This window comes from Streptomyces sp. NPDC047869 (genome assembly GCF_040704065.1).
In the GTDB taxonomy this organism is placed as follows: domain Bacteria; phylum Actinomycetota; class Actinomycetes; order Streptomycetales; family Streptomycetaceae; genus Streptomyces.
In genome coordinates, this window is record NZ_JBEYRK010000002.1 from 408023 (window position 1) to 433304 (window position 25282).

Annotated in this window: 22 protein-coding genes; 9 read left to right on the forward strand and 13 right to left on the reverse strand. The window is 73.0% G+C overall.

Annotated features, from left to right (window positions below):
* Positions 1 to 6: 6 nt before the first annotated feature.
* Positions 7 to 1425, reverse strand: a complete 1419-nt coding sequence (locus AB0924_RS04420; RefSeq protein WP_366910618.1) for a xylan 1,4-beta-xylosidase — start codon at positions 1423 to 1425, stop codon at positions 7 to 9.
* A gap of 109 nt (positions 1426 to 1534) precedes the next feature.
* Between AB0924_RS04420 and AB0924_RS04425 the strand changes: the two genes are divergently transcribed.
* Both AB0924_RS04425 and AB0924_RS04430 read left to right on the forward strand, forming a co-directional pair.
* Positions 1535 to 2629, forward strand: a complete 1095-nt coding sequence (locus AB0924_RS04425) for a DUF5925 domain-containing protein (protein WP_358934930.1) — start codon at positions 1535 to 1537, stop codon at positions 2627 to 2629.
* A gap of 48 nt (positions 2630 to 2677) precedes the next feature.
* On the forward strand, positions 2678 to 3448 hold the full coding sequence (locus tag AB0924_RS04430; RefSeq protein ID WP_358934928.1) for a DUF72 domain-containing protein: 771 nt from the start codon (positions 2678 to 2680) through the stop codon (positions 3446 to 3448).
* A gap of 266 nt (positions 3449 to 3714) precedes the next feature.
* On the opposite strand, the gene AB0924_RS04435 is transcribed toward AB0924_RS04430, so the two are convergent.
* Positions 3715 to 4083 carry a GntR family transcriptional regulator gene (locus AB0924_RS04435; protein WP_358934926.1) on the reverse strand — a complete coding sequence of 123 codons (369 nt, stop codon included), beginning with the start codon at positions 4081 to 4083 and terminating at the stop codon, positions 3715 to 3717.
* Between the two features lie 72 nt (positions 4084 to 4155).
* Here AB0924_RS04435 and AB0924_RS04440 point away from each other — a divergent pair, with 72 nt between their 5' ends.
* Together AB0924_RS04440 and AB0924_RS04445 are read left to right on the forward strand one after the other, a co-directional pair.
* A complete protein-coding gene (locus tag AB0924_RS04440) occupies positions 4156 to 5085 on the forward strand; it encodes a GNAT family N-acetyltransferase (RefSeq protein WP_366910620.1) in 930 nt (309 codons plus the stop codon).
* The gene (locus tag AB0924_RS04445) at positions 5066 to 5566 is read left to right on the forward strand and encodes a DUF402 domain-containing protein (protein ID WP_366910621.1); all 501 of its coding nucleotides are present in this window, start codon (positions 5066 to 5068) and stop codon (positions 5564 to 5566) included. The genes AB0924_RS04440 and AB0924_RS04445 overlap by 20 nt, the downstream gene beginning before the upstream one ends.
* Positions 5567 to 5613: 47 nt before the next feature.
* Here AB0924_RS04445 and AB0924_RS04450 read toward each other — a convergent pair whose 3' ends face one another.
* Complete coding sequence (locus AB0924_RS04450; protein ID WP_358934920.1) at positions 5614 to 6234, reverse strand: class I SAM-dependent methyltransferase; 621 nt, start codon at positions 6232 to 6234, stop codon at positions 5614 to 5616.
* A 113-nt stretch (positions 6235 to 6347) separates the two neighbouring features.
* Here AB0924_RS04450 and AB0924_RS04455 point away from each other — a divergent pair, with 113 nt between their 5' ends.
* Positions 6348 to 6482 (forward strand): hypothetical protein, encoded by a 135-nt coding sequence (locus AB0924_RS04455; protein ID WP_366910622.1) that lies wholly within the window; start codon positions 6348 to 6350, stop codon positions 6480 to 6482.
* Between the two features lie 37 nt (positions 6483 to 6519).
* Here AB0924_RS04455 and proP read toward each other — a convergent pair whose 3' ends face one another.
* A complete protein-coding gene (proP, locus tag AB0924_RS04460; RefSeq protein WP_358934916.1) occupies positions 6520 to 8016 on the reverse strand; it encodes a glycine betaine/L-proline transporter ProP in 1497 nt (498 codons plus the stop codon).
* A 274-nt stretch (positions 8017 to 8290) separates the two neighbouring features.
* On the opposite strand from proP, the gene AB0924_RS04465 reads away from it, so the two are divergent.
* Complete coding sequence (locus AB0924_RS04465) at positions 8291 to 9301, forward strand: lytic polysaccharide monooxygenase (RefSeq protein WP_358934914.1); 1011 nt, start codon at positions 8291 to 8293, stop codon at positions 9299 to 9301.
* A gap of 59 nt (positions 9302 to 9360) precedes the next feature.
* Here the strand turns inward: AB0924_RS04465 and AB0924_RS04470 are convergent, their stop codons facing one another.
* Together AB0924_RS04470 and AB0924_RS04475 are read right to left on the reverse strand one after the other, a co-directional pair.
* Positions 9361 to 10221: an alpha/beta fold hydrolase gene (locus tag AB0924_RS04470; RefSeq protein ID WP_366910623.1), complete on the reverse strand. Its 861-nt coding sequence runs from the start codon at positions 10219 to 10221 to the stop codon at positions 9361 to 9363.
* A gap of 174 nt (positions 10222 to 10395) precedes the next feature.
* Positions 10396 to 10842, reverse strand: a complete 447-nt coding sequence (locus AB0924_RS04475) for a MarR family winged helix-turn-helix transcriptional regulator (RefSeq protein WP_366910624.1) — start codon at positions 10840 to 10842, stop codon at positions 10396 to 10398.
* Between the two features lie 84 nt (positions 10843 to 10926).
* On the opposite strand from AB0924_RS04475, the gene AB0924_RS04480 reads away from it, so the two are divergent.
* Positions 10927 to 11301: a cupin domain-containing protein gene (locus tag AB0924_RS04480; protein WP_366910625.1), complete on the forward strand. Its 375-nt coding sequence runs from the start codon at positions 10927 to 10929 to the stop codon at positions 11299 to 11301.
* Positions 11302 to 11317: 16 nt separating this feature from the next.
* Here AB0924_RS04480 and AB0924_RS04485 read toward each other — a convergent pair whose 3' ends face one another.
* From AB0924_RS04485 to AB0924_RS04505, 5 genes are all read right to left on the reverse strand, one after another.
* A complete protein-coding gene (locus tag AB0924_RS04485; RefSeq protein WP_358934906.1) occupies positions 11318 to 12292 on the reverse strand; it encodes a hypothetical protein in 975 nt (324 codons plus the stop codon).
* The gene (gene dnaE / locus AB0924_RS04490; protein WP_358934904.1) at positions 12289 to 15789 is read right to left on the reverse strand and encodes a DNA polymerase III subunit alpha; all 3501 of its coding nucleotides are present in this window, start codon (positions 15787 to 15789) and stop codon (positions 12289 to 12291) included. Before dnaE ends, AB0924_RS04485 begins: the two co-directional genes overlap by 4 nt.
* A 217-nt stretch (positions 15790 to 16006) precedes the next feature.
* Positions 16007 to 17089: a S1 family peptidase gene (locus AB0924_RS04495; protein ID WP_358934902.1), complete on the reverse strand. Its 1083-nt coding sequence runs from the start codon at positions 17087 to 17089 to the stop codon at positions 16007 to 16009.
* Between the two features lie 384 nt (positions 17090 to 17473).
* A complete protein-coding gene (locus tag AB0924_RS04500; RefSeq protein WP_358934900.1) occupies positions 17474 to 18376 on the reverse strand; it encodes a S1 family peptidase in 903 nt (300 codons plus the stop codon).
* 434 nt (positions 18377 to 18810) lie between these two features.
* Positions 18811 to 19980, reverse strand: coding sequence for a DUF5685 family protein (locus tag AB0924_RS04505; protein ID WP_366910626.1), 1170 nt, complete (start codon positions 19978 to 19980; stop codon positions 18811 to 18813).
* 311 nt (positions 19981 to 20291) lie between these two features.
* Here AB0924_RS04505 and AB0924_RS04510 point away from each other — a divergent pair, with 311 nt between their 5' ends.
* Complete coding sequence (locus AB0924_RS04510) at positions 20292 to 20729, forward strand: cell division protein SepF (protein ID WP_199209989.1); 438 nt, start codon at positions 20292 to 20294, stop codon at positions 20727 to 20729.
* 37 nt (positions 20730 to 20766) lie between these two features.
* On the opposite strand, the gene AB0924_RS04515 is transcribed toward AB0924_RS04510, so the two are convergent.
* Entirely contained in the window at positions 20767 to 21957 is a 1191-nt protein-coding gene (locus tag AB0924_RS04515) for an acyl-CoA dehydrogenase family protein (RefSeq protein WP_358934895.1), read from the reverse strand.
* A gap of 103 nt (positions 21958 to 22060) precedes the next feature.
* The gene (locus AB0924_RS04520; RefSeq protein ID WP_358934893.1) at positions 22061 to 23683 is read right to left on the reverse strand and encodes an MFS transporter; all 1623 of its coding nucleotides are present in this window, start codon (positions 23681 to 23683) and stop codon (positions 22061 to 22063) included.
* A gap of 259 nt (positions 23684 to 23942) precedes the next feature.
* Between AB0924_RS04520 and AB0924_RS04525 the strand changes: the two genes are divergently transcribed.
* Positions 23943 to 25259 (forward strand): hypothetical protein, encoded by a 1317-nt coding sequence (locus AB0924_RS04525; protein ID WP_366910627.1) that lies wholly within the window; start codon positions 23943 to 23945, stop codon positions 25257 to 25259.
* Positions 25260 to 25282: the final 23 nt, after the last annotated feature.

The window sequence follows — 25282 nt, forward strand, 5'->3', positions numbered from 1 at the left end:
GGTGGTTCAGCGGGTCAGCCACCTCACCTCGTAGGCGCGCATGCCGAACCGTCTGCCGTCGACCCGCGCGCTGATCGGCCGGTTCAGGGTGTTCACCACCAGGACGGTTCTGGCGCTCGCCAGCACCCGCACGTTCGGGACGTCGTCCGGGGCGACGGACACGGTCTCGAACCGGGTGCCCGGCGGGAACGCTCGGTGGAACCCGGCCACCAGGCCGTACATGGGCAGTTCCCGCCCGCCGCCGGCGCCGCCGGTCGGTGTCCACAGGCAGCCGGGGCAGCCGGCGCCCTTCTCGTCCTCGGGGTTCCAGTAGAAGCCGGAGTCCGCGCCGCCCCTGGCCATGGCGATCATCCCCGTGGCGTGGACGGCGCGGCGGTGGTCCTCGGACCAGCCGGTGCGCCCGCCGTCGGCGCCGGCGGGCTCGACGTAGTACTCGGCCCACCACAGGGGCAGGTCGTGGGTCTGCCGGCGTACCCACTCGCTCACCGCGGTGAGCTTGTCGGTGGCCGCGAACTCGTCGGGCAGCGGGTCGCCGTCGTTGGTATAGCTGGAGCCGTCCACGACCACGAAGTCGGCGCCGGTCCGATGGGTGTTCCAGTAGCGGAAGGCGTCGAGGACCCGCTGGTCCATGGCGCCCCAGGGACCCCGGAAGCCGGCCGAGGCGTTCTCCGCCCGCGGGTCGAGACTGTCCATGACGAGGTAGGGGCCGCCGACCATGATGTCCTCGTCGACCTTCTTCAGGGCCCGGTGGACGAGGTTGTACATCCTCGTGTAGCCCTCGTAGTCCCAGCGGTGCTCGGCGTCGTTCCAGAAGCCCTTGAACTCGTTCCAGACGATGAAGTGCCGTACGCCCGGATAGCGCCGGGCGACGGTCGCGGCGAGGTCGGCGAAGTCCTGGTAGTGGTCCGGGGTGGGCGCGGTCTCCAGGGCGGCCCGGCTCCAGTCGGTGCCGCCGGGCCTGCCGCCCTTCATCCAGTCCGGCGCGCAGCACAGCGTGATGACGGGGGTGCCGCCGGACTCGCGGATGAAGCCGACCCGGCGGTCCATCGCGCCGAAGTCGTAATGCCCCTTCACCGGCTCGGGGTTGTCGGCGCCCCAGCCCATCAGTGCCTGGACCTGGGGCAGCCCGCGGTCCTTCGCCAGCCGTCCGGCGACCCGCCCGGTGGCGGTGGCACTGCCCTGGTCGGCGCTGTACTGGGTGTGGGTGAAGCCCCATCCCACGGCGAGCTCCGGGCGCCCGCGGGGCGCGGCGGGCGTGCCGTGCGCCCCGCCCCCGTCGCGCGAGGTGCCCGCGGTGCCCGCGCCGCCTCCGGGCGGCGTGCCGAGCAGGGTCACCACCAGGGCCAGCACGGCCGCCGACACACCGAGCAGGGCGGTGAGCCGCCACCGCCGCCGAACCCCCGCAGACCACTCATGACGCCCCATCAAGGACCACAGTAACGGCCGGATCCGGGATCGCGGCAGGCGTGGGGAACACCCGGACAAGGGGTGGAAATGCCGTGCGCCGGGGGCATCGGTGCCGGATCATGGCCCCATGTCTGCGAACCCACACGACGCTCTGCCGATCCGGCTCCACGTCGACGACTCCGACTCGCCGTCCGACGTCGTCGACGCGCTGTTCCTCGGCCGCTTCGCGACGGGCGAGCAGCCGTACTCCCACGCGGTGAACATCGACCGCGTGCGCTCCGGCGCGACCCTGCTGCCGGAGGGCGCCCGGGTGCTGCGGGCCGCCCGCGACGACGACCGCAGCGCGACCCTCGCCGAGGGCGACGGCTGGACACTGCTGGTCTCCCGCTGGAACCGGGGCGCGGACGTCACGGTGACCGCGACCAGCGCCGAGCTGGCGAAGACGGTCCTGGACCGGGCGACGGACGGCGCGGCCGACGAGCCGGAGCCCCAGCCGGAGAACGTGACCATGGGCTTCTGGTACGTCTCCCCGCGCCGCGGCCCGCACCGCACCACCCGGCAGATCTCGGCGGGCACCTGGGACGAGGTCCGGCCCAACTACACCGCGCCCGTCGCGGACGCGATGGACCGTCTGATGAAGACGACCCCCGAGGACATCGCCGGCCGGCTGCTCCTGCTGCACGGGCCGCCCGGCACCGGCAAGACCTCCGCGCTGCGCACACTCGCCCGTTCCTGGCGCGACTGGTGCCAGGTGGACTGCGTGCTCGACCCGGAGCGGCTCTTCTCCGACGTCGGCTATCTGATGGACATCGCGATCGGCGAGGAGGACGCGGCGGGCAAGGGCCGCTGGCGGCTGCTCCTGCTGGAGGACTGCGACGAGCTGATCCGCGGCGAGGCCCGGCACACCGCGGGCCAGGCCCTGTCCCGGCTGCTCAACCTCACCGACGGCCTGCTCGGCCAGGGCCGCAACGTCCTGGTCGGCGTCACCACCAACGAGGACCTGGAGCGGCTGCACCCGGCCGTCGTGCGGCCCGGCCGCTGTCTGGCCCGCATCGAGGTGGGCCCGCTGACCCGCGCCGAGTCGGTCGGCTGGCTCGGCACCGAGGAGGGGGTCGGCCGGGAGGGCGCCACCCTGGCCGAGCTGTACGCGCTGCGCCGGGGCACGGCGCCGACGTCGGTGCCGGGGGCGCGGGAGGGGGCGGACGCGGGGCTGTACCTGTAGCCGCCCGGTGGACCTGAAGGCGGCGGCTCCGGGTGCTTTCATGGCCGTATGACCGTGTTCGTCGGCACCTCGGGATGGCAGTACAAGGACTGGCGGGAGGTCGTCTACCCGGCGGGGGTCCCGGCGCGGCTGTGGCTGGAGGAGTACACGCGCCGGTTCCTCACCGTGGAGATCAACAACGCCTTCTACCGGCTGCCCTCGTACGACAACTTCGCCGCCTGGCGGGTGCGGGTGCCGCCGGACTTCGTGGTCGCGGTGAAGGCCAGCCGCTATCTGACCCACATCAAGCGCCTGAAGGAGCCCGAGGAGCCGGTGCACCGGCTGATGACCCACGCGGCGGGACTGGGCGACCGGCTGGGTCCGGTCCTCCTCCAGCTCCCGCCGACCCTCCGCGCGGACCCGCCCCTGCTGGACGCCTGCCTGGCCTGCTTCCCGCCGGGCACGCGGGTCGCCGTCGAGCCGCGGCACGACTCCTGGTGGACGGCCGAGGTGCGCGAGGTGCTGTCGTCCCGGGGCGCCGCCCTGTGCTGGGCGGACGTCCTGGCCCGCCCGGTCACCCCGCTGTGGCGCACCACCGGCTGGGGGTACGTCCGCTTCCACCAGGGCCGCGCGCAGCCGTGGCCGCGCTACGGCAGGCGGTCCCTGGAGACCTGGGTGGACCGGATCGCGACGACCTGGTCCGAGGGGGAGGACGTGTACGCGTACTTCAACAACGATCCCGGGGGCGCGGCGGTCCAGGACGCGGTGGCGTTCGCGGGGGCGGCGCGCCGGGCAGGACTGGCCGTCACCCGGACACCGGAACCGGCCCGGGCACGCTGACCCGGGGCACTCCGTCCGGGTCAGGCAGGATCAGGGAGCATGAGCCGAACGAGAGGCCCCAGGTGTATTGACCCGCCGCGTCAACGACGCTGCGGGTCACACCTAGTGCTGCGACCGGAAAGGTTCACCGGCTCGCGACGCCCGGCACGGCACCTCGCCGCGTTGTCGCATCACCCGAGTACGTCCAGTACGCGGGCGATGCTCCGCCTTGCGATGCACCGCACCGGACGCCGCGAGCTTTCCGGCAAACCTTTCCGGTCACAGCACTAGTCCCCGTAAGCCGCCCGCAGGGCGTCCCGTACGGCGGCCAGGGCGTCCTCCTCCCCCAGTCCGAGCCGGTGCGCCCGCTCCGCGTAGACCTGGGCGGCCGACGCGGCCTCGCGCACGGCGGCCGGGCCCGCGGCCGCGACGACCGTGCCGTTGCGGCCCCGTGTCTCGATCACCCCGTCGCCCTCCAGCGCCCGGTACGCCTTGGCCACCGTGTTCACCGCCAGCCCCAGCGACTCCGCCAGCCCCCGCACGGTCGGCAGCCGGTAGCCCACCGGCAGGGCCCCGGACCGTGCCTGTTCGGAGATCTGCGCCCGTACCTGCTCGTACGGCGGCGCGCTGTCATCGATGTGGATCTTCAGGCTCACAGGGCCGATTGTCCCGCACCCGGCGGAAAATGGGAGGCACCCCCGGCGCCCCGGCCCGTACGGTGCCTCCCCATGACAGTGATCGTGCGCGATCTGCGCCCCGACGTCCCGGCCGACACAGAGGGCTACGCCCGGGTCCGCCATCTCGCCCTGCCGTACATCCTGTTCACCCCGGAATCGGTCCGCCACCTCGTCACCCACAGCCATCCCGACGCCCACTTCCGCTCGCTGGTCGCCGTCGAGGACGGCGAGGTGATCGGCGCCGCCGGGGTGTCCCTGGCGCACGACAGCCCGGAGCCGGGCCAGGGTTTCCTCAACGTCTACGTCCGCCCGGACCGGACCGGCCGCGGAGCCGGCCGGCTGCTCGTCCGCGCGGCCGAGGAGCACCTCGACGCCGTCGGCGCGACCAAGCTGTACACCTGGGTCCTCGACGAGCCCGCCAACCGCGCCTTCGCCGAGCGGAACGGCTACACCATGGGACGCCCGGCCCACTTCCTCCGCCTCGACCTGGCGAACGGCACCCTCCCGGCGCTCCCGGAGCCCCCGCCGGGCGTCGAGCTGCGCACGGCCGCGGACTTCGCGGACGACCCGCGCCCGCTGTTCGAGCTGGACGCGGCGACGGTGACCGACGAACCGGGCATGGTGCCCGTCGAGTTCACGGACTACGACGCCTGGCTCGAGCAGAACTGGCGGCATCCGCTGCTGAACCGCGAGCTGACCACCGCCGCGGTCGTCGACGGCCGGCCGGTCGCCTTCACCGTGGCCTACACCGACGGCGGCACCCGGTACACCACCTCGATGACCGGCACCCTGCGCGCCCACCGCGGCCGCGGCCTGGCCAAGCTCGCCAAGGTCCACTCGCTGCACCGGGCCCGCGCCGCCGGCATCACCGAGGCCTTCACGGGCAACGACGCCGGCAACGACCCGATGATCGCGATCAACAAGTGGCTCGGCTACGAGATCTGCGCGACGGAGGTGCGCTATGTCCGCGCGGCCGGCTGACCCGGCCGGCCGGGTGGAGGTCGTCCTGGTCAAGGGCGGCCGTGTGAAGATCCGTTACCCGGCGGAGCTGCTGCACGAGGACGGCGTCCGCGTCTCGGTGCGGGCCTCGTGGGCGGGCGAGGGCGTGCGCGACTTCGGGTTCGTGCGCTTCGAACCGGGTGACGTGTTCACCGAGCACTACTGGCTGGACCGGTGGTACTCGGTGAAGGAGGTCCGGGCCGGGGACGGCACCCTGAAGGGCTGGTACTGCGACATCACCCGGCCGGCCACCCGGTCCGGCACAGAGCTGGTCGTCGAGGACCTCGACCTGGACCTGTGGCGCTCCGCCGACGGCCGGGACGTACGGCGGCTGGACGAGGACGAGTTCGCCGAGAGCGGGCTGGCGGAGCGGGATCCCGGGGCCGCGTCCGCCGCCGTCGCCGCGCTGGACGAGCTGGAGAAGCTGGCCCGCGAGGGCGGCTTCGGCGACCTGCTGGCCTGAGACCCCGAGGGGCCCCGCCGGCCCGGACCCCGCCCGTTCGCCCGCCGCTACACGGTCGCCAGCACCGCGTACCGCTCGTCGTCCACGGCCCTGCCCCACAGCAGCGGGTCGCCGGACAGCCGCTCCACCCGCGTGCGGAGGGCGACCGGCTCCAGCAGGGACACGAGCCGGGCGGCGGGTATGCCCACCGGGCTGACAGCCCCCCAGACGCCCTCGACCAGCACGAACCGGCCTCCGGGCCGCAGCAGGGTGCGCCAGTGGCGCAGGACCCGCGCGGGGTCGGGCAGCGCCCACAGCACATGCCGGACCAGGACCACGTCGTGGCTCCGCTCACCCACCGGCGGTGACGCCGCGTCCCCCTGGAGGACCGCCGCGTCGCGCCCGGTGAGCTTGGCGCGGGCGAGCCCGACCATGGCCGGGGAGCTGTCCACCCCGGTCACCCGGTGTCCCTGCTCGGCGGCGAGGAGCGACAGGCTGCCGGTGCCGCAGCCGAGGTCGAGGACATCGGCGGGGCGTCCGGGCAGCCAGCCGCGCAGCCGGTCCGCCCAGGCGGCCCGCACCTCGGGGGCCCGCAGACCGTGGTCCGGCTCGTCGTCGAAGGCCGCGGCCTGCGCGTCCCAGTCCACCTCGGTGCCCGTCGCGGCCCGTCGGCCACTCTCGTTCGTCATGTACCGCAGAGTGACATCCGCCACTGACAATCCGGCATCGATGAGCAAGTCTCCCCAAAAGCGCCTATCCCCGGGGCAACGCGGAACCCGGTAGGCACTGTGAGGAGGCAGCCATGGCCCGTGTGACCGTGCAGAAGCCGCTGAAGAGGACGGACAGCCGCAGGCTCCGCGAAGAGGCGGAACAGCGCCCGGCGGGCCGTCCCGAAGTGCGCAAGGACATCGCACGCACCTGGTGGCCCGACGGGTAGACGGCCCCCGTCCGCCCGCCGGCGGACGGTCGCGGTCTCAGAACCTGGGTTCGGAGAACTGGACCTGGACGAGTTCGGCAGCCTCCTCCTCCGTCTCGACGGAGGGCGGAGAGCCGGCCAGCGGTTCGTTGGCCGTCTCCTTCATGCACAGGACGGCGACGACGCCCACGAGGGCGGCGGCCGTGGCGTAGTAGGCCGGCATGAGGTTGGTGCCGAAGGCACTGATCAGCGCGGTGATCACCAGCGGAGTCGTGCCGCCGAAGAGCGATGTCGAAAGGTTGTAGGCGACCGCGAGGGAGCCGTAGCGGACGTGGGTGGGGAAGATCGCCGGGAGCGCCGCCGACATCGTGCCGAGCATCGCCACCAGGGAGAGGCCCATCAGGACCAGGCCCAGGGTGATGAGGACCACGCCACCCTGCCGGATGAGCAGGAAGGACGGCACGGACAGGAGGAGGAATCCGAGCATGCCCGTCATCAGCAGCGGCTTGCGTCCGAAGCGGTCCGAGAGCCGTCCGACCTGGTTGATGACGCACATCTGCAGCACCATCACCACCAGCAGGATCAGCAGCCCGTGGTTGGTTCCGTAGCCCAGCTCGTCGGACAGGTACGTCGGCATGTACGACAGCAGCATGTAGTCGGTGATGTTGTACGCCGCGACGAGCGCGAGGCACAGCAGCAGCGGCCGCCAGTGGCGGCTGAAGATCCTGCCGAGGTCTCCGGCGGCCGAGGTCTCCACCGCGTCGGCGGCCTCGCTCGCCTTGACCTGGCCGCCCTCCAGTTTCTGGAAGGCCGGCGTCTCGTCGAGCCTGAGCCGCAGGTACAGGCCGATGAGGCCGAGCGGGGCCGCGGCCAGGAAGGGGATGCGCCAGCCCCAGTGCAGCATCTGGTCGTCGCTGAGGAGGCCGCTGAGGACGACGACGAGGCCGGAGGCCCCGACGTACCCGGCGAGCGTGCCGAACTCCAGGAAGCTGCCGAAGTAGCCGCGCCGCTTGTCCGGCGCGTACTCGGCGATGAAGGTCGACGCGCCTCCGTACTCTCCGCCGGTGGAGAACCCCTGCACCAGCCGGAACAGGATCAGCAGGGCCGGAGCCCAGAGACCGATGGCGTCGTGCGAGGGGATGAGACCGATGGCGAAGGTCCCCACCGCCATCATGATCATGGTCGCGGCGAGGATGCGCTTGCGGCCGAGCTTGTCGCCGAGCGGCCCGAACACCATGCCGCCGATCGGGCGCACGAGGAAGGCGACCGCGAAGGTCGCGAACGAGCTGAGCAGCTGGGCGGTACCACTCGCCGAGGGGAAGAAGACCTCGCCGATGGTCGAGGCGAGATAGCTGTAGATGCCGAAGTCGTACCACTCCATCGCGTTGCCGAGTGCGGCGGCCTTGGTGGCGCGCTTGACCGCCGCCTCGTCGGTCACCGTGATGTCGCTGCGACGGAGCTTCGGGTGGCGTCGCCGCTCGATCGCGCGGAACAGCGTCCGGTGACGCCTGACCGCAGCGTGGTCCACAGACTCGTCGGGGCCGGTCGCCACCATGAACATGTTCCTTTCGCCGTCGTACCACCTCCGCCTGCACAGATCTCATGCGCTCAAACGACCCGCTTCGCCCCGCATTCGTCCGGTCGCCCCGCGTCACGGCCGTCGCGGCGCTCCGCGGCTTCCTGAGCCCAGCCTCAGCACTCCCTTAACGCCACCATAAGGATCTCCCGGAACCGCTCCCGGCAGGCGATTCCACGGCTCCCCGGGGCTAGCTTCGGAACACCCCACGGGATCCGACCCGCCCCAGAGGACCGTTCCAAGGAGCTCCCCCATGCCCGCACGCCGCAAGGCCGCCGCCGTCACCGTCGCCGCTCTCGGCTTGACCGCGCTCGCCGCGGCGCCCGCGTCCGCGCACGGCTCGATGAGCGGCCCGGTCAGCCGGGTCGCTCAGTGCTACGCCGAGGGCCCGGAGAGCCCGAGGTCGGCGGCGTGCGGGGCGGCCGTGGCGACGGGCGGCACCCAGGCGCTCTACGACTGGAACGGCATCCGGATCGGCGACGCCGCCGGGCGCCACCGGGAGCTGATCCCCGACGGCAGGCTGTGCAGCGCCGGGAACGAGGAGTTCAAGGGGCTGGACCTGGCCCGCTCCGACTGGCCGGCGACGAGCGTGCGCAGCGGGGCGTACACCTTCAAGTACCGGGTGACCGCCCCGCACAAGGGGACCTTCAAGGTGTACGCGACCAGGTCCGGTTACGACCCGGCGAAGCCGCTCGCCTGGTCGGACCTGGACCTGGAGCACCCGGTCGCGACGGCCACCGACCCGGTGCCCTCGGGCGGCTTCTACACCTTCGCGGGCACCCTTCCCGAGCGCACCGGCAGGCAGTTGCTGTACGCGGTCTGGCAGCGCTCGGACAGCCCGGAGGCCTTCTACTCCTGCTCCGACGTGGACTTCGGCGGCAGCGGCGGCGCCGGCAGCACCACCGGCGGCGGCACCACCGGGAGCGGCACCGCCGGGGACGGCACCGCCGGCAACGGCTCCACCCCGGCGCCGAGCGCCTCCGCGCCCTCCGACGAGCAGATCGAGGCGGGCTCCGGCAGGTCGACGATCGAGCACCACGGGCACGGGGACGACGACGCGAGCACGTCCGCGCGGCCCACCGCGGCGGCGGCCGGGGCCAACCGGCCGGAGGCCGCCGGTACCGCGCGGAACCTGGCCGAGACGGGCGCCTCCAGCGGGACCTCGTACGTCGCGATCGGCGGGGCGGCGGCACTGGCGCTCGGCTCGGCGGCGCTGTTCCTCTCGGTCCGGCGGCGCGCGGCGGGCGGCCGGCCGGGCCGCTGAGCCCGGCGGAACTCCGGGGCCCGTCCGGCGGCTCAGGCCGGACGGGCCCCGGCGGCGTGTCAGCTGAAGACCGACGCGCAGGTGGTGGCCGAGGCGTGGGCCGGGTCGAGGGCGTTGGCCACCTCGTGGAAGGCGATCCGGTCGAACAGGGCGATCGCCACGTGCTCGGACAGGTCGAGCGGGCACAGGTCCTGGAGCAGGACGTTGCGGACGTCCGGGCCGCTCAGGTACTGGTTGCGCCAGGGGGTGGCCACCTCGTCGTACTTGGTGGCGATGACGGTGTAGCGCACCCCGGGGACGGTGTCGCCGCCCGCGTTGAGCTTGGCGAGGAAGGCGGAGCCGGCGATCTGGTCGGCGAGGCCGGGAGTGGTGGAATTGATCAGGTCCGCGGCGCCCGGGAAGTAGGGCAGCAGGTTGGTCAGTCCGCTCAGGTCGGTGCCGTGGTTGTCGGGGGCGAGGCCGACGAGGGCGTTCACCTTGGCCGCGCCGCCGAGGAACCTCAGGTAGTAGCGGGGCATCATGCCGCCCTGGGAGTGGCCGACGAGGTCGGCCTTGGGGGCGCCGGTGGCGGTGAGCACCTTGTCGACGTAGGCGGCGAGCTGCTCGGCCGACTTGTCGATGGGGCCGAGGCCGTGGAAGAGGGGGACGCCGGACAGCTGTCCGTAGTCGAGGGAGAAGACGCAGTACCCGCGGTGCTTCAGGTACGGGGCGAGGGAGAGCCAGTTGTCGACGGAGTTGCCCAGGGTGCCGTGGACCAGGACGACCGGGCGGGGATGGGCGGCGGAGGGCTTGCAGGAGTAGTCGTTCCAGCCCGAGCTGGGGGCGGTGTCGGCGTGCGCGGCGGCGGTGGGGACGACGGCGACGGCGGCGGTGAGGAGCAGCGCGGTGAGGGGTCTGAGCACTCGCTTCCAGGGCAGCATCGTGTGATCTCCTTGCGGCTCAAGGGAGGTGCGGCGGACGACCTGTCCCTGTGATCCGGATCACGAGGATGCTGTTCACTCGTCAAGTTACGGGCGAGTAGTGGAAGTGTGAAGTTACGCGTCAGTAAAAACTTCCAGCGATAACCACGGCCCCGCCCCCGCGTCGACGGACCGTCACCAGGCGGGCCGTATCGGGCCGTTGGGCGCGATCCGCAGCAGACGCCGCCGCAGCGCCGCGATCTCCCCCTCGCCCAGCAGCTCGGCCCACACCCCCACCACCTCGGCGGCCGCCGCCTCCGCGGCCCGCGTGCACTCCCAGCCCCGCCCGGTGAGCACGACGAGCCGGGCCCGCGCGTCCGCGGGGTGCGGGCGCCGCTCGGCGTACCCCTTGCGCACGATCTCCTCCACGAGCTGGCTGGCGGCCTGCTTGGTCACCCCGAGATGCGCGGCGAGGTCGGTCACGGTGGCGCCGTCCGGCGCGAGCCGCGCGAAGGCGAAGCCGTGGGCGGGCCGGATGTCCGTGAAGCCGCGGGCCCCGACCCCGTCATGGATGCGCTGGACGAGGTCGCCCGCGACGGCGAGCAGGGCGGCGGACAGGGCCATGGCTTCGGAGTTCTGCACGCAGGCATTGAAACACCCTTGACGAACAGGTCAAGCAGCTTGACCATATAGTCAAGCTACTTGACCACTTGATCGGAGACCTCCATGCCCGTAGTCCGCTCGGCCGAGGCCGTGACCCACGAGATCCACGGCGCCCGCTTCGTCTCGTACGCCACCCCGCTCACCCGGAGCAAGGAGCTGTGCGCGTGGCGGGGCGAGATCCCCGCCGGGACGAAGGCGCCGGCCCACACCGTCGACCGGGAGGAGATCTTCCATCTGCTCGTCGGCGAACTGCTGATCACCCTCGACGGCGAGACCGAGCGCGTCCGCGCCGGCGACACGGTGATCGTCGGCGCCGGGACGACCCTGACCGTGGAGAACCCCACCGACCACACCGCGCTCTCCTGGGTCACCACCTCGGTGGGCCTCACGGCCCGGCTGGCCGACGGCACGGTCATCACTCCGCCGTGGGCCAACTGAGCCGGTGGGCGGGGGCTCAGGCGGCCAGCGTCCCCGGCATCACCGCCCGGGGCCCGAACTTCGCCCGGGCGCGGTCCGCGACCTCCTCGATGCGGCGGACCTTCTCGTCCACGGGGTCGAAGGTGAGCTGGTGGGCGGCCTGGTCGGCGGAGGTCAGGCCCTCCGCGCGCAGGGCGAGCGCGCGGACCCGGGCGCGCTGCAGGCCGAGCGCCTCGTACATGCCGTAGGCCGCCCTCGTCAGGGCCGCGGAGTGCGCGGTCGGTTCCGCCAGGGTGCGGCTGCGGGTGGTCGAGGTGCGGTCGGCGTAGCGCACGGTGAGGGTCAGGGTGCGGCAGACCTTCTCCACCGCGCGCAGCCGGGCGCCGATCTCCCCGGCCGCCGACAGCAGCGCCCTGCGATGCCGGCCGGTGTCCAGCTCGTCCATGTCGAAGGGGCGTTCGGCGGCCAGGGAGCGCGAGACCGCGTTCGGCACGACCCGGCCGCGGTCGATACCGTTCGCCTTCTCGAGCAGATCGCGGCCCGCCTTCGCGCCGATCAGCCGCTGAAGCGTGGACAGGGGTGCGCCGGCCACCCGGCCGAGCGTGTCCAGGCCGTACTCGCACAGGGTGCGGGCGGTCGCCGGGCCCACGCCGGGCAGCGCGGCCACGGGCCGGCCGGCGAGGAACTCCGCGACGGCGTCCGGCTCATCGGGGACGGCGCGGGTCACCCCGGGGCGGGCGTCGCGCAGCGCCATGCGAGCCAGCATCGGGCCCGGTCCGGCACCGATCGCGCAGTCGACGCCGTGCAGCGCGAGGGCGCGGACCCGGATCACCGAGGCCAGTTCCACCGCGTCGCGCCCGAAGTACCGTTCGGCGCCCCGGAGATCGGCCAGCGCCCCGTCCGGCGGCAGCGCCTCCACGACCGGGGTGAACTCCTCCAGCAGCCCGAGCAGGCCGGGCAGGGCCGCCTCGTGCATCGGCGGCAGCTGGAAACGTACGCAGAGGATGGTCATCCCGCACTCCCCGGACTCTGGTGCCACAACTTCCTTCCCACCGCGGGCCCTTCGCCCGCGGGGCGCAGATCGGCCCAGGGGTGCATCTCGTACCCCGTGGGCATGCGGATCGTCCGGCCCTCCATCGGGTCGGGGGCCGCCGAACCGGCCGGCCGGGGCAGCCCGTCCGAACCGGCGATCCGGGCGCGGGACGGGCCGTCGCCGTCCTGCGGCGCGGAGCCGTCCGCGACGCCGCCGGGCGGGCCGGCGAGGAGGGCGGCGACCCCGTCGAGGCCCTTCTCGCGGCGCACCTCCAGCAGTTCGGCGAGGTTCCAGGCCGCCGAGCCCACCACGCTGAGGCTGCGCGGGCCGCGCCGCTGCACCACGCCGCGCACCAGCAGCAGCCAGGAGTGGAAGACGGTGTGCGCGCAGGTGTCGTGGGAGTCGTCGAAGAAGGCGAGGTCGACCAGGCCCGTGCCGTCGTCCAGCGTGGAGAAGATGACCCGCTTGCCGGACCGGATCGGCGGGGTCTGGGTGGCCGCCTTGGCGCCCGCGACCAGCACCGTCTCCCCGTGCCGGGCATCGCGCAGCCGGCGCGCGGACACCACGCCCAGCTCCTCGAGGAACTCCCGGTGGTCGTCCATCAGATTGCGCGAGGCGTCCATGGACAGCACACCGAGTTCGGCGCTGAGCCGCTCCTGCGGGGTCAGGTCGGGCAGGCCGGCCGAGGCGGTCTTCCGGCCCCCCGCGAGCGGGAGCTGACCCCCGCCGCCGCCCCGGGCGCCCCGGTGCAGTTCGGTCAGGTGAAGTTGCAGGTCACGGCGGTTGGCGCCGAACGCGTCCAGCGCGCCCACCTGGGCCAGCCGCTGGGCGAGCGGGCGGCTCGGGCGGGCCCGCTCCCAGAAGTCCAGCAGGGAGGCGTACGGCTGTCCGGCCGCGATCCGCTCCGCCTCGGCCTCGCTGATGCCGTGCACGTCGCTGAGGGCGAGCCGGAGCCCCCACACCCCTGATTCAGACACCAGTTCGATCCTGTGTGCGACCCCGGACACGTTCACGTCCAGCGGCAGGACCGGCACCCCGCGCCGCCGCGCGTCCGCCAGCAGCAGCCGCTTGGGGTACATCCCGGGGTCGTGCGTGAGCAGCCCGGCGTAGAAGGCGGCCGGGTGGTGCGCCTTCAGCCATGCCGACTGGTAGGTCGGTACGGCGAAGGCGACGGCGTGGGCCTTGCAGAAGCCGTAGGAGCCGAAGGCCTCGACGATCTCCCAGGTCCGCCGGATCGTCTCCGCGTCGTATCCGTTCGCCGCCGCGGCCCGCGCGAACCACACCTTGATCCGCCCCTGCGACTCCGGGTCGGACAGCCCGCGCCGGACCCGGTCCGCCTCGCCGCGCCCGCAGCCGGTCAGGACGGAGACGATGTCGATGACCTGCTCGTGGAAGACGACGACCCCGTACGTGTCCTTCAGCGCCTCCTCCAGGTCCGGGTGCGGGTAGCGCACGGGCGCCCGCCCGTGCCGCGCCTCGATGAACGGCCGCACCATGTCGGCGGCGACCGGTCCCGGCCGGAAGAGGGAGATGTCGACCACCAGGTCATGGAAGGTGCTCGGCTGCAGGCGGCCCACCAGGTCCCGCTGGCCCGGCGACTCGATCTGGAAGCAGCCCAGCGTCTCGGTGGACCGGATGAGCCCGTACGTCGCCGGGTCGCCCGGCGCCACCGCGTCCAGGTCGATCCGCTCCCCCGCGGCCCGCTCCACCTCCGCGACCGCGTGCGCCATCGCCGACTGCATCCGCACACCCAGCACGTCCAGCTTGAGCAGTCCGAGCTCCTCCACGTCCTCCTTGTCGAACTGCGACATCGGCAGTCCCTCGCCGCTGGTCGGCACCACCGGCGTACGGGCGAGCAGGGAGGCGTCGGACAGGAGCACCCCGCACGGGTGCATGGCGACTCCGCGCGGCAGCGCGTCGAGGCCCTCGACCAGCTCCCAGAGCCTGCCGTACTTCTCCTTCTCCCCCGCCAGCTCCTTCAGCTCGGGCAGTTCCTCCAGCGCCGCGCGGGCGTCCCGGGCCCGGATGTGCGGGAAGGACTTGGCCACCCGGTCGATCTCGGCCGGGTCCATGGACAGCGCGGCCCCCACGTCCCGGATGGCGTGCCGCACCCGGTAGGTCTCGGGCATGGAGACGGTCGCGACCCGCTCGGTGCCGAACCGGCCGATGATCGCCCGGTAGACCTCCAGCCGGCGCGCGGACTCCACGTCGATGTCGATGTCCGGCAGCACCACCCGCTCCTTGGACAGGAAGCGCTCCATCAGCAGCCCGTGCTCGACCGGGTCGGCGTGCGCGATGCCGATGAGGTGGTTGACGAGGGAGCCGGCGCCGGAGCCCCGGGCTGCCACCCGGATGCCCATCCCCCGGATGTCGTCGACCACTTGGGCGACCGTGAGGAAGTAGGAGGCGAACCCGTGGTGGGCGATGATGTCCAGCTCGCGGTGCATCCGCTCCCAGTACGCGCGCCGGCCGGCGTGACCGAGCCGCACCATCCCGGCCGCCGCCCGCGAGGCGAGCGCCCGCTGGGCGGTGCGGCGGCCGGCGCCGACGAGGTGCGCCTCGGGGAAGTGGACGGTGCCGATGCCGAGGTCGCCCTCGGGGTCGACCAGGCACTCGGCGGCCGTGACCCCGGTCTGCTCCAGCAGCCGGTGCGCGGTGTCGCGCCGGTAGCCGGCCGCCTCCACGACCCGCTCGGCGACCGCCAGCATGGCCTGCGCGTCCTTCAGCCAGGCCTCGCCCGGGTCCAGCTCCTTGCGGGGGTCGATCGGCACCAGCCGGCGGGCGGCGTCCAGGACGTCGGCGACCGGCCCCTGACCGGGGTCGGCGTAGCGGACGGCGTTGCTGAGCACCGGCCGGATCCGCTGCTCGGCGGCGAAGCCGACGGTACGGGCGGCCAGCCGCAGGGAGCCGGGGCCGGTGCCCGCGCGGCCGTGCCAGACGGCCTCCAGCCGCAGCGCGTCACCGTAGACCTCGCGCCAGGGGGCGAGCAGCCTCGCGGCCCGGTCGGGGCGCCCGGCGGCGAGGGCGCGGCCCACGTCCGACCCCGGCCCGAGCAGCACGGTCAGGCCGTCGCCGTGGTTGCCGGACCAGGGCAGCAGCGGCGTGCCCCCGCTCTCGTGCGCGGCGGTGACGATCCCGCACAGGTCGGCCCAGCCGCGGGCGCCGTCCCGGGCGAGGAAGGTCGCCCGGGGGGCCGACTCGTCGATGAAGGCGCCGCCCCGCACCGGGGTGCGGCGCTTCTCCCGGCCGACGGTCTCCGGCCCGGCCACCGCCAGGTTCACGCCGAACAGCGGGCGGACCCCCTCCGCGGCGCACGCCTTGGCGAAGCGGACCGCCCCGGCGAGGGTGTCGCGGTCGGTCAGGGCGAGGGCCTCCATGCCCCGTTCCCCGGCGCGCCCGGCCAGCCGCTCCGGGTGGGAGGCGCCGTACCTCAGGGAGAACCCGGAGACGGTGTGCAGATGCGCGAAGCCCGGCACACGCACCTCCCGCACTCGTGAGCCCCGAACGGCTCTCGAACATCAGTTCCCTACTCCGTCATCCACCATACCCCCATTCTCGAACAAGTGTGCGACATCGCAATGACCCCCTCCCACCTGCGCAAACACCTCGCCCACCGGCACCCGGTGCCGGCAGCACGAAGTCCCGCCCCCTCGCGCGCGGGGACGGGACTTCGACAGCAGGGCGTCGCGCGGGTCAGCCGATCCGCGAGCCCGTGGCGGACAGCGCCTCGGTGACCGGCTGGAAGAAGGTCTCCCCGCCGGAGGCGCAGTCGCCGCTGCCGCCGGAGGTCAGACCGACGGCCTTGTCGCCGGAGAACAGCGAGCCGCCGCTGTCCCCGGGCTCGGCGCACACGTCCGTCTGGATCAGACCGCTGACCGTGCCCTCGGAGTAGTTGACCGTGGCGTTCAGCCCGGTGACCGTGCCGTCGTGCACCTGGGTGGTCGAACCGCTGCGGGTGACCTTCATGCCGACGGTGGCCTCGGCCGCGCCGGTGATCTGCTGGGCCGAGCCGTTATAGAGGTCGACCTCGCTCGGGTGGTCGACCTGGGCCGTGTACTTGACCAGGCCGAAGTCGTTGCCCGGGAAGCTGGACTGCTCGTTCTGGCCGATGACGCCGCCCGAGGAGTCGGACCAGCTCGAGATGGCCTCGGTGCAGTGGCCCGCGGTCAGGAAGTACGGCTGTCCGCCCTTGACCACGTTGAAGCCGAGCGAGCAGCGCCCGCCCGAGCCGCTGATGGCGTCGCCGCCGGCGATGAAGGGCTTGTACCGCCCCTCGGACCGCTTCAGCTCGGCCTTGCCGCCGAGCCCGTCGACGACCTTGCCCAGTCTGGTCCACTCGGCCCCGGACACCGTTCTGTCGGCGGTGACGACCACCTTGTTGGTGACCGGGTCGGTCGCCCAGGAGGTGCCCGGGATGGTCGCGTCCTGCTTCAGCGTCGCACGCGCGCCGTCGAGTTCGGCGAGCGAGTTGGCGACGACTCTGGCCTTGGCACCGGCCGCCTCGACGGTCCTGGCGGCCGTGGCGTCGAGCACGTTGACGACGAGGCTCTTCGCCCGGGCGTCGTAGTAGCTGCCGGCCGCTCCGGAACCGAGGTCCCGGACGAGCGTGGAGGCGAGCTTTCCGGCCGCCGGGACGGACAGGATCCGCGCCTGCGGGGCGGACTTGGCGGGCTCGCTGGCGTTCGCACTCTGGAAGGTGACTCCCGCGGCGACCAGTGCGGCGATTCCCGCGCCGGCCACGGCGATCCGCCGCCCGGGTATGCGTCGGTGCTTCAACTCATGTCCTCCTGTGGGGGATCGGCTCCGCGGGTTGTGGGGACCGCGCGGGCCGGAAGGCTGGTTGACGGGCGCCCACTCTTCCGAACCGCACAGGGAGCACACAAGGTCGACTTCAGGACGCGCGCGCGGAACACGCGTGCGCCCCAACCCACTTGAGGGTTCACGATCACCCCAGGGAATTCGCACTGCAAACACCCGGTGCGAGCAACGGCTCCGCGGACAGTGACCGTTGCCGGTGGCCGGAATTCGATCCTCCGCATCGGGGCCGCCGAGGGCGGGCAGACGAAGGCCCCCGCACGCGAGGAGCGTGCGGGGGCCCGGCGCCGTCACGTCGCCGTCACGGCCGCGTCCGGCCGTGGGGACACGGAAGGCGGTCCCGTCCTAGTAGACGTGGACTCCGTAGGCGCTCAGCGCCTCGGTGACCGGCTGGAAGAAGGTCGTGCCGCCGGAGGAGCAGTTGCCGCTGCCGCCCGAGGTCAGACCGTACGCCGTGCTGCCGCCGTACAGCGGGCCGCCGGAGTCGCCGGGTTCGGCGCAGACGGTGGTCTGGATCAGGCCGTAGACGATGTCGCCACCGCCGTAGTTGACCGTCGCGTTCAGCGCGGTGACGCGGCCGCTGTGGGTGCCGGTCGTGGATCCGCGGCGGTAGACGGTCGTGCCGACCGAGGGCGTCGCGGCGCTGGTGATGTCCTGGCTGCCGACGGCACCCGACTTGGTCACCGAGCTGTTGGTGTAGCGCACGATGCCGTAGTCGTTGCCGGGGAAGCTGGAGCCGGCCGTGGAACCGAGCGTGGTCGAGTGCGAGGAGTTCGACCACCAGGTGCCCGCGCCGTCGGTGCAGTGACCGGCGGTCAGGAAGTAGTAGTTGCCGCTGGCGTCCTGGACGTTGAAGCCCAGCGAGCAGCGCCAGCTGCTCGCGTAGATCGCGTCGCCGCCGGAGATCAGCTTGTTGAACTTGCCGGGCGTGTGCTTGACGACGAGAGCGCCCGAGTCGCTGCCGGCCTGCTGCTTGATCTTGGCTATCTCGGCCTGGGACACCGTGCTGTCGACGGTGACGACGACGCGGTTGTTCTTGGCGTCCACCGCCCAGGCCGTGCCGGGGATGTCGGCCTGGAGGACGGAGTCGCTCGCCCTGGTGAGCTGGTTGGCGCTGAACGTGTGGGCGTCGCTGGCGTTCGCGGTGGGGGCGGCGAACGCTGCCGCGGCCAGGAAGCCGGTCGCCACGGCGGTCAGCCGGGTCCGTCTTGCGATACCGCTGCGGGGAGTGGTGCGCTTGATCCTCACGTTGCATTCCCTCCCAGGGGAAATCGAGGGCCCGCGTGGGGTCGGGGCCCGGTGAGGCGCAGTCAGGGACTCGTTCGGGGTACCGAACAACGCTCATGTTCCTGACAAGCGCTGAGGGGGAGTATTCGGCCGAACGGCCGGTCGGCACAAGGGTGCCTTTCGGCCGTCAAGCTTTGAACCACCTGTGCGCGCCGCCCCCTTGACGCCGGCTCAGGAATGGCCTGGCCGGTGCACACCGCGCACGGGCCGGCGGCGGGCGGCACCGGGCCGATTCCGGCCAGGGTGAAGGCGGGTTCACCGGCGGGGACGAGGCCGCGCCCCCGTCCGCCGGCGCCGCACGTGCACGGCCGGGCCGCCGGACCGGGCGACGGTGGACACCTCACCGCCACCCCCCGTTCCGGGCATGGCCGGAATTCACCCCTCCGGATGGTCCCCTAGCAGTCGCAGCACGAACAGCACTCACAGCATTCGCAGCACTGGCAGGCCTCGCAGCACGAGCAGTCGCAGTCGCAGTTGCCGCACCAGCCCTCGCGCTTCTTCCGGGACCAGGGGCCCTCGTACTCGTCGGCGCAGCACACCTTGCAGGTGCAGCACACCCCCAGGGCGGCCGCGCACCCGGCCCAGAAGCCCCGCTTGTCCGGGCGCGGCGGCTCGCCCCCGAAGGGGTTGCCGTACGGATTGCCCGGCGCCGGGGGTGCCTGGTGCCCCGGGGGCGGCCCGAAGGAGGCCTCGGGCGCGTGTCCGCACGAGTGGCCGCCGAACGCCCGGTCCACCGAGCGGCTCAGCTCGTGCGCGAGCAGCAGGTGGACCAGCCCGCGGTCGGTGAACTCCGCCTCGCGCAGCGCCAGCCGGATGCCGTGCAGGGCGTCGTCGGCGAGCCGGCGTGCCTCGGTGAGGGAGGTGCCGGTGGCGGTGAGCGGGTTCCAGGCGCCCGAGCGCGCGTCCGCCTCCCGGTCCTCCACGGCGTCCAGCAGGTGCGCGAGCCGGCCGAAGAGGCGGCCGGCCTCGGCGAGCGGCCCGGCGTTGCCCGGCCGCCCTGCCAGCACGGCGGTGTGCGCGAAGGCGGCCGCGGTCGCCGTCTCGGTCGGCTCGGTGACCGTCAGCAGCGGGGTGCCGTACCCCGCCAGGGCCTCGATGCCGGTCTGCCGGTCGACGGCGTCGACGAGGACACCGGTGTCGAACCCGACGGCGGCGCCGCTGTGCGCCCCGGCCTTCCCCCAGCTCGCCGCGACCCGGCGCGCCGCGAGCGCGACCGGCCCGCGGACCAGCAGCCCGTCCCGGTCGGCGACGTGGTCGCGCACCTTGGCGGAGGCGAGGACCAGCGAGACGGCCGCGGCGAGCCGGGCGCCCTCGCCCTGGGCGACGGACGCCGTCCGCATGCCGCGCAGCGCGCACGGCCCGGCGGTGCGCCGGGACCCCTCCACGGGGCCGGCCTGAGCCTCCGTCAGGACGGATATCAGCAGGCCGTCGTAGTTGGTCACGACGCGGGCGAACTGCCCGTGATCACGGCGCAGGGCGAGACACAGCCCGCACAGGTGTGCCATCCACTGGGCCCTCAGGCCCTCCCCCAGCCGGTGACTGCACGGCCGTACGATTCCGAACACGCCGATCCCCCGTGATGTGCCGCGACCTCGAGCCGGGGCATCGTATCGGCCGACTGTCGGCTCGTATCAGGTATGCCGTTCACCCGAACGCCCCGTGCATCACCCATCCGCCAACGACAATCATATTTCACTCACAGTCAGCAGCCGTATGAGTCGGGACCCTTGGGGTACATGGGCTCTCGACGTATCCGCTGTGCACCAGTACCGTCACAAACCCCCCGCGCGGCGTCTATCCACTTGGCGCACCGTCCGCATCATGGATGACCATAGGGATGCCGGAAGCAAGAAGACAGCTGTGAGAGGAGGCGTCCATGGGATCGGTACGCAAGGCGAGTGCGTGGCTCGGCCTCGTCGACGACAACGATGACGAGCGTTACTACGACGACGACTACTCCGAGGGCACCGAGTCCGCGGACGCCTGGGTCACGGACCCCCGGGTGAAGGTGGCCACGGACACGGCCGAGGAGAAGGGCCGCCGGATCGGCACGGTCACCCCGGACAGCTTCCGGGACGCCCGCGCCATCGGCGAACTGTTCCGGGACGGCGTCCCGGTCATCATGAACCTGACGGCGATGGAGCCCTCCGACGCCAAGCGCGTGGTGGACTTCGCGGCCGGGCTGACCTTCGGCCTGCGGGGCACGATCGAGCGGGTCGCGAACCGGGTGTTCCTGCTGACGCCCTCGAACACCGAGATCGTCAGCGGTGAGCCGGCGGCACGCCGCGAGGACGGCTTCTTCAACCAGAGCTGAGGCAGGGCCGTTCACCGGCCCTGCCTCCTCCGGGAGCTCACCGGAAGGCGTCGAGCCCGGTGAGCGCCTTGCCCAGCACGAGCTGGTGCATCTCGACGGTGCCCTCGTAGGTGAGCACCGACTCGAGGTTGGTCGCGTGCCGCATGACGGGGTATTCGAGGGAGATCCCGTTGGCACCGAGGATCGTCCGCGCCGTACGGCAGATCTCGATGGCCTCGCGGACGTTGTTGAGCTTGCCGAAGCTGACCTGCTCGGGACGCAGGCGGCCGGCGTCCATCCGCCGCCCCAGATGATGGGCGAGCAGGATCCCCTTGTGCAGTTCCACCGCCATGTCGGCGAGTTTCGCCTGGGTGAGCTGGAAGCCGCCGATGGGCCGCCCGAACTGCTCCCGGGTCTTCGCGTACTCCACGGCCGCCTCGAAACTGCTGCGCGCCGCGCCCATGGCGCCCCAGACGATGCCGTACCGGGCGTGCGAGAGGCAGCCGAGCGGCCCGCGCAGGCCGGTGACCTCCGGCAGCACCGCGCCGGCGGGCAGCCGTACGTCGTCCAGGACCAGCTCGCTGGTGACGGAGGCGCGCAGGGACCACTTGTGCTTGATCTCGGGCGCCGAGAAGCCGGGGCGGTCGGTCGGCACGACGAAGCCGCGGATGCCCTCCTCCGTCTGCGCCCAGACGACGGCCACCCCGGCCACCGAACCGTTGGTGATCCACATCTTGCGCCCGTTGAGCACCCAGTCGTCGCCGTCGCGCTTGGCGTGGGTGCGCATCGACGCGGGGTCGGAGCCGTGGTCGGGCTCGGTGAGTCCGAAGCAGCCGATCACCTCGCCGGCGGCCATCCGCGGCAGCCACTGACGCTTCTGCTCCTCGCTGCCGAACCGGTGGATCGCGTACATCGCGAGCGAGCCCTGCACGGAGACCAGGGAACGGATGCCCGAGTCGGCCGCCTCCAGCTCCAGGCAGGCGAGTCCATACTGCACGGCCGTGGCGCCGGCGCAGCCGTAGCCGGTCAGGGACATGCCGAGCGCGCCGATGCCGCCCAGTTCCCGGGCGAGCTCCCGGATGCCGGGCAGCTCGCCCTTCTCGTACCAGTCGGCGACGTACGGCAGCACCCGGTCGGCCGCCCAGACCCGGACGGTGTCCCGGATCGCCAGGTCCTCCGGGTCGAGCAGGTCGTCGATACCCAGCGGGTCGGCGGCATCGAACGGGGGCAGCTTCGCGGACGCGGACATGGGACACCCTCCGGAACACTGGAACTCACCAAAAACTAGCAGCGCTAGTTACGTCTCTCCGGCTGACGTTACGGTGCGGTGTCCCGCGCGTCCAGAGCGCGGGTCAGGCCGACACCTTCGGCTTCTGCGGCTCCCGCGGGGCGGGCACCGCCCCCACTGCCGGGACCTCGTCCGCCCCCGGCTCGCCGCACTGCATGATCCGGGGCAGCCGCAGCGCCATCATCGCGCCCAGCAGCAACAGCCCGGCGCTGACCAGCAGGGTCACATGGAGCCCGTGCACGAAGGAGTCCTGGGCGGCCCGGCGCAGGGCCTCGCCGGCGGGCCCGCCCAGGCGCCCGGCGACCTCGTAGGCCTCGCCGAGCGAGTGGCCGGCCGCCCGTGAGGCGTCCGAGGGGACGCCCGGCACCGATGTGAGGCCCGGCGCGTAGGTCTTGTTCATCACGCTGCCGAGCAGCGCGATACCTATCCCGGCGCCGAGCTGGTACGAGGTCTCGCCGATCGCCGCCGCCCCGCCGGCCTGCTCGGCCGGGGCCTCGCTGAGCATCGACTCGTAGGCGCCGAAGAGGGTGGTCTCCAGGCCGAAGCCGAGCAGTACGAAGCCGCAGAGCAGCAGTGCCGCGTTGTCCTCGCCGCCCATCGCGGTCAGCGTCACCACCGCGGCGGCGGTGAGGCAGAAGCCGGCGCTGACCATCCGGCGCGGTCCGAAGCGGCGCAGCATCCGGGCGCCCGCGAGGCCCGCCGCCATCGCCGCGACGGTCAGGGGCAGCAGTCGCAGACCCGTCCGCAGCGGCGACAGCCCCAGCACCAGTTGCAGGTACTGCGCCGCGATCAGCTCCAGGCCGACCAGCGCGAGCATGGCCAGCACGATGCAGCCCACCGCGGTGGTGAAGGCAGGCCGCCGGAACATCCGCAGGTCGACCAGTGGGTGCGGCCGGTGCCCCTGGCGCCGGACGAAGAGGAACAACAGCACCGCGCCCAGCAGCAGCGGCGCCACGGTGAACGGGCTCGTGGCGGGCTCCCCGCCACCGAGTCGCTTCACGCCCAGGACGACGCCGAACAGACCGGCCGCCGCCATCAGCGCGCCGGTGACGTCCCAGGGGCCGTCGCGCTCACCCCGGGACTCGGGCAGCAGCATGCGCCCGATCGGCAGGCTGACCAGCATCAGCGGGATGTTGACCAGAAAGACCGAGCCCCACCAGAAGTGCTCCAGCAGGAAGCCGCCGAGCAGCGGGCCGACGGCCGCGCCGACGGCGGCGACCGCGCTCCAGATGCCGATGGCCAGCGCGCGCTCACGCCGGTCGGGGAAGACCTGGCGGAGGATCGACAGGGTCGCGGGCATGATCATCGCACCGCCGACGCCGAGCAGCGCGCGGGCGAGGATCAGCGTCTGGGCGCTCGGCGCGAAGGCGGCCACGGCGGAGGCGACACCGAACAGGGCGTAGCCGAGGAGCAGCACGCGCCTGCGCCCGATCCGGTCGCCGAGCGTGCCGAAGAGGATCAGCAGCGAGGCGCAGACCAGCGGGTAGACGTCGACGATCCAGAGCAGCTCCACGGCACCGGGTCTGAGGTCCTCGGTGACGGCGGGGACCGCCACGTGCAGCACGGTCGCGTCGAGGGCGACGAGCAGCAGGCTGACGCAGAGGACGACCAGGACGACCCAGCGGTTGGCACCGGCCCCGGCCGCCCGACGGCGCGGCCGAACGGCAGCCGTGGTCGTCCCGGACATGTACGTACCTCCCAGATGATCCCTCGCGTGCGGCGGATCGGCGGAGTGGGGACTCTCCGTCGTACGGCCGGAGAGGAGCGGGGTCTCCGGCCCGCGCAAACCCACGCGGGTGACTCGCCAGCGTACGCGAGTCCGTCGTGGGCACACGTGGCGGACCTCTCACACGCGGGACCGAACCCGTGTGGCGTACGCCACCTCGCACGATGTCGCGCGTGCCCGGCGGGCGGTCCCGCTTTCGGCCCGGCCGATAATCGAGCCCGTGACCGACCTTGCGACGCGCGCGGCCCCGGCCCGCGACACCCTCCTGCGCCGGGCGGCCCCGGCCCTCCTCGGGTACGCGGCTGTCCGTGTCCTCGGCCTGCTCGTGCTGGCCGTGTGGAGCGCCGCGCGCGACAAAAGCGCGCTCACGCTGCTGGGCGCGCGCTGGGACTCCCTCTGGTACACCCGGGTCGCCGAGCTGGGTTACGGCTACGAGGTCCGCCTGCCGAACGGCGACGTCCACTCCAACCTGGCGTTCTTCCCGCTGCTGCCCTGGCTGGAGCGGCTGCTGCACGGCGTCACGCCGCTGTCGTACGCGCATGCCGGCCTGGTCGTCGCCCTGCTCGCCTCGCTGGCCGCGGCCGGGGGGATCTTCGCGGTCGCGGAGTGGGTGTACGGGCCCCGGGCGGGGGTCTGCGCGGTGCTGCTGTGGGCGGTGCTGCCGGTCGGGATCGTGCAGTCGATGGCCTACAGCGAGTCCCTGTTCACCGCGCTGGCCGCCTGGTCCCTGTACGCCGTGCTGACCGGCCGGTGGGTCGGGGCGGGTGCGCTCGCGGCGCTGGCGGGGCTGACCCGGCCGGTGGGTCTCGCGGTGGTCGCCGCGGTCTGGGTGGCGGGCGTGCTCACGTTCCTGCGCGAGCGGGGCGCGCGCGACGCGCGCGGCGGCGACGGTGCTCCAGGCCCGGCGGCCGGTGTGTGCGCCGAGCGCATAGCGGGTGTCGGCAGCGCGCACGAACCGACACGCGCTCCCTCCGCGCCAGAGGGCGCGCACGATCCGGCGCGCGCTCCGTCCCATACCTCTTGCGCTCCCTGCGCGCCCGCCTGGCGCCGCGCCCTCGGGCTGCTCCTCGCCCCGCTGGGCGCGGCGGGCTACGTGCTCTGGGTCGGCCACCGCACCGGCCGGGGGCCGCTCGGCTATCTGGACGTGCAGGCCGGCTGGCGCAACGGGTTCGACGGCGGATACGCCTTCGCCCGCTTCGTCGCCGACAAGTTCACGTCATTGCCGTCGGCCCTCGCCGGAGCGGGCCTGATCATCGGGGTGGCCCTGCTGATCATGCTGTACGTGACCGGCGTATGGCAGCGTCAGCCCCTTCCGCTGCTGGTGTACACGGGTGTCGTCCTCGCCCTCGCCCTGTGCGCCTCGAGCTACTTCGGGTCGAAGCCACGGCTGCTGATGCCGGCCTTCCCGCTGCTGTTCCCGCTCGCCCGCGCCCTGGCCCGGTCACGGACCTCACGGTCGGCGCTGGTCACGGCGGGTCTGGCCGTGGCGACGGCGGTGTACGGCGCGTTCTGGCTGAACGGCTCCGGTCCCCCGTGATCAACTCCGGCGGCCGATGAGCA

Bases quoted from the DNA above. Each gene is read 5' to 3' on its own strand.
- AB0924_RS04470 (WP_366910623.1), bottom strand. From the start codon at position 10,221: ATGCTGCCCTGGAAGCGAGTGCTCAGACCCCTCACCGCGCTGCTCCTC.
- AB0924_RS04420 (WP_366910618.1), bottom strand. From the start codon at position 1,425: ATGGGGCGTCATGAGTGGTCTGCGGGGGTTCGGCGGCGGTGGCGGCTC.
- AB0924_RS04485 (WP_358934906.1), bottom strand. From the start codon at position 12,292: ATGACCATCCTCTGCGTACGTTTCCAGCTGCCGCCGATGCACGAGGCG.
- AB0924_RS04430 (WP_358934928.1), top strand. From the start codon at position 2,678: ATGACCGTGTTCGTCGGCACCTCGGGATGGCAGTACAAGGACTGGCGG.
- AB0924_RS04440 (WP_366910620.1), top strand. From the start codon at position 4,156: ATGACAGTGATCGTGCGCGATCTGCGCCCCGACGTCCCGGCCGACACA.
- AB0924_RS04515 (WP_358934895.1), bottom strand. From the start codon at position 21,957: ATGTCCGCGTCCGCGAAGCTGCCCCCGTTCGATGCCGCCGACCCGCTG.
- AB0924_RS04465 (WP_358934914.1), top strand. From the start codon at position 8,291: ATGCCCGCACGCCGCAAGGCCGCCGCCGTCACCGTCGCCGCTCTCGGC.
- AB0924_RS04520 (WP_358934893.1), bottom strand. From the start codon at position 23,683: ATGTCCGGGACGACCACGGCTGCCGTTCGGCCGCGCCGTCGGGCGGCC.
- AB0924_RS04445 (WP_366910621.1), top strand. From the start codon at position 5,066: ATGTCCGCGCGGCCGGCTGACCCGGCCGGCCGGGTGGAGGTCGTCCTG.
- AB0924_RS04450 (WP_358934920.1), bottom strand. From the start codon at position 6,234: ATGACGAACGAGAGTGGCCGACGGGCCGCGACGGGCACCGAGGTGGAC.
- AB0924_RS04510 (WP_199209989.1), top strand. From the start codon at position 20,292: ATGGGATCGGTACGCAAGGCGAGTGCGTGGCTCGGCCTCGTCGACGAC.
- proP (WP_358934916.1), bottom strand. From the start codon at position 8,016: ATGGTGGCGACCGGCCCCGACGAGTCTGTGGACCACGCTGCGGTCAGG.
- AB0924_RS04455 (WP_366910622.1), top strand. From the start codon at position 6,348: ATGGCCCGTGTGACCGTGCAGAAGCCGCTGAAGAGGACGGACAGCCGC.
- AB0924_RS04425 (WP_358934930.1), top strand. From the start codon at position 1,535: ATGTCTGCGAACCCACACGACGCTCTGCCGATCCGGCTCCACGTCGAC.
- AB0924_RS04480 (WP_366910625.1), top strand. From the start codon at position 10,927: ATGCCCGTAGTCCGCTCGGCCGAGGCCGTGACCCACGAGATCCACGGC.